1 protein-coding gene is annotated in these 949 nt (G+C 41.1%); it reads right to left on the minus strand.

The annotated features are described in order from the left end of the window. The coding region (locus tag ACS8FD_RS17525) for an aldehyde dehydrogenase family protein (protein ID WP_439276789.1) at positions 1-577 on the minus strand (577 nt) is incomplete at its 3' end. Positions 578-949: the final 372 nt, after the last annotated feature.

A 949-nucleotide genomic window follows, 5' to 3' on the forward strand; every position in this document is an offset into this window, starting at 1 on the left:
CCGCTTCTACTGCCAGCTCAATCAAACGCATGGTGACCATTGGGTCTTGCTCAGAAGGTTTAAGGACAAAGGTGTTACCCGTAGCAATCGCCATTGGGAACATCCATAGTGGAATCATCGCTGGGAAGTTAAACGGGGTGATACCAGCACAGACGCCAAGTGGCTGCCAAACACTATAAGTATCAACGCCTGAGGCAACGTTTTCAACATAGTCACCAATCTGTAAGTTAGCAATACCCGCTGCATGCTCAACCACTTCTAAACCACGGAACACATCCCCGCGAGCGTCAGCGATAGTCTTGCCCTGCTCTGCTGTCAGAATTTCTGCCAGCTCATCCATATGCTCACGAATGAGTGCTTGATATCTTAAAAAGATACGAGCACGAGTAGTGATTGGCGTTTTGCGCCACGTTTGGAAAGCTTTCTGGGCGGCAGCGACGGCCTGATTGATCTCATCGTCAGTGGTTTGTGGGACTTTGGCAATGACTTCTTGTGTGGCTGGATCAGTAATATCAAGCCATTCATTGGTCGTTGATTTGAGAAATTGTCCATTAATGAGCTGCTGAACATGATGCATAAGATATCCTTATCTTGTTTTTAAGACTGCTGCTAGACGCGTCTGGGATTATTAAAAGTACTAAGCTTAAAAGTATTAGGCGCAATAGTTTACTATTAACGTCGTTTTATTTTAAAATGATTTATTTCGTATCGTTATTGACTATAACAACAAATCAATTTTGGGGTCAAGTGCTTTGTTGAAATTTTGGTAACGTTAACTCTTTTCGTTGATAAATTAGTTGAGTCAATAAAAAAAGCCCATGACGACTCATGAGCTTTTATATGATTTTAAAATAGTTATTTATAACTAGCGAATACAAATTATCCTTTCATTTCAATCAATAGTCTTTCATAGACTGTTTAATGGCATCGATCGCGGTTGGATTGTCAA

The sequence above is a fragment of the Psychrobacter sp. 1U2 genome, assembly GCF_051847575.1.